At 39.7% G+C, this 7,838-nt stretch carries 6 protein-coding genes; 2 read left to right on the top strand and 4 right to left on the bottom strand.

Annotation, left to right across the window (positions count from 1 at the left end):
* Window positions 1-37: 37 nt before the first annotated feature.
* Genes RJ32_RS10210 through RJ32_RS10220 form a run of 3 tightly spaced genes read right to left on the bottom strand, consistent with a single transcriptional unit; the run spans window position 38 to window position 4,400 of the window.
* A complete protein-coding gene (locus RJ32_RS10210) occupies window positions 38-2,425 on the bottom strand; it encodes an ABC transporter permease (protein WP_034821936.1) in 2,388 nt (795 codons plus the stop codon).
* Window positions 2,426-2,437: 12 nt separating this feature from the next.
* Entirely contained in the window at window positions 2,438-3,133 is a 696-nt protein-coding gene (locus RJ32_RS10215) for an ABC transporter ATP-binding protein (protein WP_034821939.1), read from the bottom strand.
* A 13-nt stretch (window positions 3,134-3,146) separates the two neighbouring features.
* The gene (locus tag RJ32_RS10220) at window positions 3,147-4,400 is read right to left on the bottom strand and encodes an efflux RND transporter periplasmic adaptor subunit (RefSeq protein WP_034821942.1); all 1,254 of its coding nucleotides are present in this window, start codon (window positions 4,398-4,400) and stop codon (window positions 3,147-3,149) included.
* A 132-nt stretch (window positions 4,401-4,532) separates the two neighbouring features.
* Here RJ32_RS10220 and RJ32_RS10225 point away from each other — a divergent pair, with 132 nt between their 5' ends.
* Both RJ32_RS10225 and RJ32_RS10230 read left to right on the top strand, forming a co-directional pair.
* The gene (locus RJ32_RS10225) at window positions 4,533-6,002 is read left to right on the top strand and encodes a sigma-54 dependent transcriptional regulator (RefSeq protein WP_339613007.1); all 1,470 of its coding nucleotides are present in this window, start codon (window positions 4,533-4,535) and stop codon (window positions 6,000-6,002) included.
* Between the two features lie 86 nt (window positions 6,003-6,088).
* On the top strand, window positions 6,089-7,309 hold the full coding sequence (locus RJ32_RS10230) for a PAS domain-containing sensor histidine kinase (protein WP_158511977.1): 1,221 nt from the start codon (window positions 6,089-6,091) through the stop codon (window positions 7,307-7,309).
* Window positions 7,310-7,637: 328 nt separating this feature from the next.
* On the opposite strand, the gene RJ32_RS14885 is transcribed toward RJ32_RS10230, so the two are convergent.
* Window positions 7,638-7,838 (bottom strand): hypothetical protein (locus RJ32_RS14885; RefSeq protein WP_034821951.1); only part of this gene is annotated, 201 nt, incomplete at its 5' end.

Genomic DNA, 7,838 nt, shown 5'->3' on the forward strand with positions numbered 1-7,838 from the left:
CCTTCCTTGTTGCTAATTATCCTGTGTGCACGAGTTTCTATTCATTCTTCAAAACCGTTGAAGGATGTATCGAGGCCGCTCGGTAGGTGATTGATGCCACCGTTAACCAAGTAATGACTGAAACAATCAAATAAGGTAATAAATACCCCCAAATTGGTTGCTCTATTCTATAATTGAACTCTTTCAGCCAGTCGTTTAGAACATAGAAAGTCGGTGGTAGGATCAGTAAAGCACTCACAATTACCATCAGCAAATATTCTTTAGCGACTAAAGTTACTATCCCCAACTTTGACGCTCCAAGCACTCTTCGAATAGCGACTTCTTTTTTACGTCGCTGTATAGACAATGTCGCTAGGCCATACATACCAAAAGCTGTCAATAAGACCGACAAAACGGAAAATGAGACGACAACCTTGGTAATTCGTTTCTCAGAGTCCGTAAGTTGCAAATATTTATCTTCTAAACTCCAAATTTTCGGTTCATTTTCGTTTGTCACATTTTTAGTTAGCTCACTGATTTTCTCAACTACTGCTGATAACCGAGTTTGCTCGACCACCAATGTGACAGCTACACGGTTAGACTGTGTCTGGCCACAGATAAATAAAACATTACTAACTTCCCCACGGGTGCTTCCAATTTGGACATCCCTAACTACACCAACTACGGTGATTTCCTCTCCTCCAGGTAAAGAGATCCTTTCACCAATTGCCGCCTTATTATTCTCAAACCCAGCCATCTTAACCAAGGACTCAGTGACCATTCCAGACATTCTTACGCCCCCGCTTTCCTGAGTTGATGCCCAGTCACTTTGATAGCGGTCGCTAAAATCCCGGCCGGCTAGTAACTCAACCCCCAGCCCTTCAGTGATGTTGTATGATGTTCCTATTATTGAAACTTTCTCTATTTTAGTCGCACCTTTACTCCAGGAGATACTTGATGTCACAGATGCAAATTTAGTTAAGTCACTGTCGATAACCGATAGGTTTGAAATACCCTCTATTTGTTTAACTTGATTTATAAACGCAGTATCATTTTTACTAAAGGCAAATTCCCTAGGAACATTAACTACTACTCGGTTTTGATAAGAGTATCCTGGCGAAATCGACTCCATGTAATGAACCTGCAAAATCAAAATAACTGATGCGGTTATTAGGCCAATAGCCATGGCGCTCTGAATCACAAGAAGTGTCTTCCTAACAACAATTGCTGTTTTACCAGTAGAAATATCACCACTTAGAATCCTGCGCGTACTAAAGTTGGCAAAAAATAAAGCCGGGTAGCAACCCGCAATCACGCTCAACATCAGCGTAAGAACAACAATTGAGAAAATGAACCAATTTTGACTACCAAATGCTAGAGGGCTTCCGACTAAGTTTGAAAACCAAGGCAACAGCACTTCCGCAAGCGCAAGTCCAAAAAGCAAAGAGCTCAATGTAATCATCAGAGTTTCAGTCAGAAACTGAAGAAATATCTGTAACTTAGAAGCTCCTAATGCTTTTCTCATTCCTACTTCTTTTGCTCTTTTATTACTTTGTGCAATCGTAAGATTTACAAAGTTAAAACCGGCGATGAATATAATTACGACGCTTAATAAAGAACTTATATAAATTGCTTCTTTACTTCCACCAGGCTTCATATCCATCACGGTGCTTGGCATCAAGTGTATATCGCGCAAAGGCACAAGCTGAATTTTCAGTTTACCTTCAAAAGTGCCGGAGCCGTACACATCACTGAGTCGCTCAGCTAGTTCGGAAACTTCAACATTCTTTCCCGTTTTTATGTAAACAAAACTATCGGTATTCACTCTATTGGTCGAACTCATGACGCTCGGCTCTATTCGACTCAGCATTTCGAAATCATAGTGAGTATTAGATGGCAAGTCATGAAAAATAGCGCCGACTTTAACCTCCTTGTCGCCAGCAGTTAGTGTTTTTCCAACTGCATCGGTGACCCCAAAAAATCGTATTGCTTGCGATTTATTGAGAGCAATCTGATTTGGCTTACTAAGCACCTCAGCGAGATCACCGTGCAGTACATCGAGATCGATAAAATTCTTGATATTTGCTGTTGCAGAATAATAGTTGGGCAAGTCGAATTTTCTACCATTTAGCTCAGCAAAATTGGGGACTTTCGCGTTAGACAGCACAAAAACTTCGCGAATATCGTTAATGCTTTTAACTTCATTAGATACAGCCACATTTGAGACAGGTAACACACCTAAACCATATGCACTGAAATCGGTATGAACTCGATATATATTTTCAGATTCAGGCTGGTATCGGTCGTAGCTCAACTCATAATTAACAAATGTTGCGACCAAAACAGCTGCGCAAATTCCCAACCCCAGGCCCAAGAAATTCAAGATAAAGTAGCTTTTATGAAAAGCTAAAGTTCGATATCCGTTTTGTATGTAGTTAACAATCATACAGTTAGCCTTTTATGACGTTAAATTTGTACTGCGAAGCATATCTGACTCAATAATTTTTCCATCGAGCATGTAAACGACACGGTCAGCATGAAATCCGTCTTTCTCCGAGTGAGTCACCATTACAACAGTTGTGCCTGCACTATTCAGTTCTTCCAACAACTGCATTACTTGGTCACCATTTTTTGAATCTAAATTGCCGGTTGGCTCGTCAGCTAAAATAAGCTTAGGGTCAATGACTAAAGCCCGCGCAATAGCGACTCTTTGTTGCTGACCTCCTGACAGTTCTTGTGGAAAGTGATTGGCTCGATGATCAATTCCGACACGTTGTAAAATAGAGTCGACTCTTTTTCGTATTTGGGCTTTAGGAAGATGCTGATATTGCAGCGGAAGCTCAACATTTTGACGAACAGTTAATTCGTCAATTAAATTAAAATTCTGGAAAATAAACCCAATGTTACTCTTCCTGAGCTTTGTCAGGGTGCGCTCTGCATAATTGGAGACTTCCTCATCCAGAAAATAAAATTCACCAGAAGTCGGCGAATCCAACATTCCCAGTATAGATAAAAGCGTAGATTTACCGCAGCCCGACGGACCCATAACAGCAATAAAGTCACCTTCGTTAACTTTCAAATCGATATCATTCAGCGCAGTGGTCTCCACTTCTTCTGTGGCAAAAACCTTGCTTAAACGTTTAATTTCTATCATGGCTGTCCCCAATTCAATGTAACTCAAGCTTTTCAGCTCGTTCAAAACCGCTGTAACTTGACGTAATGACCCGTTCACCCGGGTTAACTCCATCAAGTATTTCATAGTAATCTTTGTTCGTTATCCCAATTCTAATTGGTCGTCTCTCTGCATATTCACCGTCATCACTCAAAACAAAAACCCAGTTTCCACCAGTAGAAGAAAAGAAAGCTCCACGATCGAGAATAACGCCCTTCTGATTATTACTAGATAAAACAAGCTCTGCTTCAACGCTCATACCGCTTGTTAACCCTTGAATATCAGAGGGAAGATCAGCTTCAATTAAAAATTGGGAATTTGAAACTCGACTGTCGACTTTCGAAATATGCACTTTTAGCATTGTATTTTTTAGCTTTACGCGAAGCTCATCACCAAGCCCTACTTGACTCAGATAATATTCATCCAGAAAAATAGAAACTTTGTAATCGCCGGGAATATCGATTTGTCCAAGGCGTGATCCAGCCTGTTTTGATTCACCTAGCTCAATATTGAACTCGCTCAAATGCCCGTTCACCGGCGATTTAATTAATAGATTTTCAATATTCTTTCTTGCAAACTCTAAATTCTTTTCCAACATTTCGGCACTGTCTTTAAGCTGTGCAATTTGCGCTTTCCTGATGCTGTTTTCCTGATCTTGGCGTTCCAAAGTTAGTTCTTTTCTCGAACGGTAGTAAACTAAATTTTCTCGAACCTCATCCAGAGTTTCTTGAGGAATCAAACCCTGTTCCATAAGATGCGTACTTTGCTTATATTTTCTCTCAAGGTGTGAAATTTGCAGTTCTATTTCTAATAAATCCCGCTTAAGGTTTAGCCGGTTCGTTTCCATTGTCATTTGTGTGTTTCGTAAAAAGTTGAGCTGTTCAGTTACTTGTGCTTCTCTACTCATCACATCCAATTGCAAGCTTGTATTGCTTAATTGAGCCAAAGGCTCCCCTTTTTTGACGTAATCACCCCGCTCCACAAATTTCTGTTCAACCCTTCCACCGGAAACTGAGTCCAGATAAATCGTTTTCTGCGGAGCAATCTTACCTCTTACGTTTAACGAAGCCTCTACAAAGCCTTCCCGGGCGGTGGAAATTGTAATACTAGATTTAGCTACTTTTTGTAAACGGCTCTTATCAAAACTGCCAGAAAGTATCACTATGTATAGCGCGGCTACCAATAAGCTACTTACTATCAAGATAAGCCCTATTTTCCGTGTATTCTTTCTTTTTACTATTTTATCCACGATAGGTTCCTAAAAAGTCTTTTCCTAAATCGCATTAGATCAAGCAAAACTCAAGCCAAATAATATATAATTAAAAATCAATTACTTAAACTTAAACGAGTTAAATGTGTAACAAAATCGGACACCTTTAATTTGACTAAAAACAAAATTCGTCCGAAAGTGAACACTTGCTGTCGAGTAACATCGTTCAAAAAATATGGCTGGACTTTAATGAAAAAATTTAGCTCAATACTTGTTGTTGATGACGACGTTGATGTCTTACTAGCGGCGGAGCTTCTCTTAAAGGGCAACTTCGATAAGGTCAGCACGCTTAGCTCGCCTAGTGAGATTATAAACACATTAAACTCATACAATTACGACCTCGTCTTACTCGACATGAACTACACCAGAGACTCTAGCAGTGGAAAAGAAGGGCTGTTTTGGCTGAAGAAAATTCTTGAAGTAGATGACACAATTGGCGTGTTATGCATGACCGCGTACGGAGAGATAGATTTAGCAGTTGAAGCTATTAAACAAGGCGCATTAGATTTTCTGACTAAGCCATGGGACAACGATGAGCTTGTTGCCAAACTATCTTCTTCAATGAAACACCTTGCCGATAAGCGAGAGCTCGCTAACCTAAGAAATAAAAACCTTACCCTTAATAAGTCCGTAAATTCTCCTTCGCATAAATTTATCGGCAAAAGCAAATCCATGCAGCACGTTTTTGAGATGATAGATAAAATTGCAAAAACCGACGCTAACGTACTAATAACAGGCGAGAGTGGCACCGGTAAAGAACTCGCTGCCTATGCTATCCACAATCAGAGTCTCCGTGCTAAAAGCTCTTTGATCAAATTAGATATGGGAGCAATACCAACCTCCTTATTTGAAAGCGAGATGTTTGGTCATACCAAAGGAGCATTTACCGGAGCCACTCAGGATAAACCAGGTCGGTTTGAAGTGGCTTCAGGCGGGACTCTTTTTCTTGATGAAATTGCAAATTTATCACTAGAGCATCAGGCAAAACTATTAAGTGTTCTGCAAAATAGAGAGATTACTCGTGTTGGCAGTACCAAACCTTTTTCAATCGATATCCGATTGATTTGTGCGACCAACGAAGAGCTGTCTAAACTTATTAGCTCAGGCGTTTATAGAGAAGATCTCTACTACCGAATTAATACTTTCGAAATTCATATCCCAGCACTTCGGGAGCGTAGAGACGACATTCCTCACTTGTTAAATTACTACCTTGATTTATTCTCAAAGAAATATCGGAAGCATTTGCGTATACCAGACAAAGCAGTCAACGATTTACAAGGTTATGACTGGCCGGGAAATATCAGGGAGCTCGCCCATAGTGTAGAAAGGGCAATCCTTCTTTGTGATGATGGAGAAATAGACACTAACCATATCATTAACCGACAAAACTATGAGCCTAAAGACAATACTTCAGAGCTTGACCATCCCCTTAAAATAGAAGACTTCAACTTGGCTAATATAGAATTGGAAACGATAAAAAGCGCCTTAAGTCATCATAAAGGTAACGTCACCAAAGCGGCTAAGTCACTAGGAATTACCAGGGGTTCGCTATACCGAAGAATGGAGAAGCATAATTTATAATGGGTATTCAATATAAGTTCCTAATCTACAATATAATATCGCTAGTATTGGTCTCGGCTTCCGTGTTGGTCTTTATAGAAATTGAAATGACTTTTTTATCGGCCTTTTTATTTGTTTTTGGATGCTTTTTTATCGCTCTCCAGTGCGGCTTAATTGCGAAATATCAAGATAATCAAATTAACATTATTAGGACGTTATTGAGTGATGATAAAACTCAGAGAATAGCAAACGTTCACTTCCTTAAAAACGACTTCGAGAAGGCTAGGCAGGCATTTTTATCTACCCAAAAAAAAGCTGAAGAAGAACACGAACTCATATCATCTATACTTATGCATTTAGAGTTTGCCGTACTTATCTTTGATGCCAACACCCGGGAGATTGTTCGTAAAAATAGCAAAGTTGACGATATTTTGGGGAGACGAATCAAGCAGGCAAGTGACTTAGGGCATCTCTTAACAGTAATAGAAAATACTCACCCTAACATAGAAAAAACAATTACTTGGCAAACAAAAGAACGCCTTGATTCGATATCTTTATACACAACGATAATGTCGTTTCAAGAAAGGAAATTAAAGGTTGTTTCGATGCATTCCGTGCATAATAGAATGCTTTTGCAAGAACAAGAAGCCTACAAAACTCTGACTAAGGTGCTCACACACGAAGTAGCTAATTCTTTAACGCCATTAATTTCAATATCAAACTCTTGTCAAAAACTTTTACCCAAAAAACTCTCTTTTGCTACAGTCTCCGATCAAAGAGATCTGACAAGAGGATTGGAAATTCTAGAACGTAGAGCAACTAAACTGAAGGACTTCGTCTCTAAATTCAAACAGTTAGACAACCTTCCCAAACCGAACCTAAAAAAGGCTAAGATTGATGACATCGTCCGTCATAGCTTAAGCATTTTCGAAGACGAGTATAAGCAAAAGAGAATAGAAGTTCGATTAGATCGAGTGATTGATCATTTTGTGATGGTTGACGAAAGCCAAATTGAGCAAGTCATCATAAACTTGATAAAAAACGCTATCGAAGCTGTTGAAACCGCAAACTCAAAGCGTATAGATGTAAAGTTAAGTTTGTCACGATACTACGTACATATTGATATCTCTGACTATGGTCCGGGTGTCGACAAGGACGCGCGAAAGATGTTGTTTGTCCCTTTTTTTACAACAAAGCGCGAAGGTTCCGGCATAGGACTAGCACTAAGCCGCCAAATAATGCTCAGCCATGGCGGCAGTTTGGAGTATATCGATAAAGAAGAAAAGACAACTTTCCGTTGCTCAATTAAAAGAGCTTTAGCTTTCTAGTTGTTCTTAGTCGATCGTATAAACTCCCCCTTCTCAGTAACTTACCTAGAACTTCTAAGATCTACTCCCTGACGCTGAACTCTCCCCCAAAAACTAATCAAAAGAAAAACTTGACTGGTCACTTTTTGATCACTATATAAGTATATTAGGATGTTATCAAAACATTAAATCTTTCTTTTCCAGTTGTACTTAGAAAGATCTCGGATTCGTTCCGGTAGTACGAATGGACGTCAATACATGACGTTAAATCAACTTAATGGATAAACAACTAGAGAAGGAAGATTAATATCGGAATGTGTCAACCTCATTTGAACCAGCAGTGTAAAAGTTAAATTGTTTTTTCTATGAACCTTGGCAGCGTCGGGAAGTTTACTCCGGACTCTGCAACATCATCATTATCGTCTTCAGTTACCGGGTTGATTTCGACCGTTGCCGGTGGAGACTGAACACGCGGACGTTTTCTAAACCGCTCCGGGTGCTGATTAAACGCGTTGTCCAACGCTTGTTGTCGTGTTTCAGCCAGTGTTTT

It is taken from the genome of Idiomarina sp. 28-8, assembly GCF_000320945.2.
Lineage (GTDB): Bacteria > Pseudomonadota > Gammaproteobacteria > Enterobacterales > Alteromonadaceae > Idiomarina > Idiomarina loihiensis.

Coding starts and splice junctions, on each gene's coding strand:
- RJ32_RS10215 (WP_034821939.1), bottom strand. CDS start 3,133: ATGATAGAAATTAAACGTTTAAGCAAGGTTTTTGCCACAGAAGAAGTG.
- RJ32_RS10210 (WP_034821936.1), bottom strand. CDS start 2,425: ATGATTGTTAACTACATACAAAACGGATATCGAACTTTAGCTTTTCAT.
- RJ32_RS10230 (WP_158511977.1), top strand. CDS start 6,089: ATGACTTTTTTATCGGCCTTTTTATTTGTTTTTGGATGCTTTTTTATC.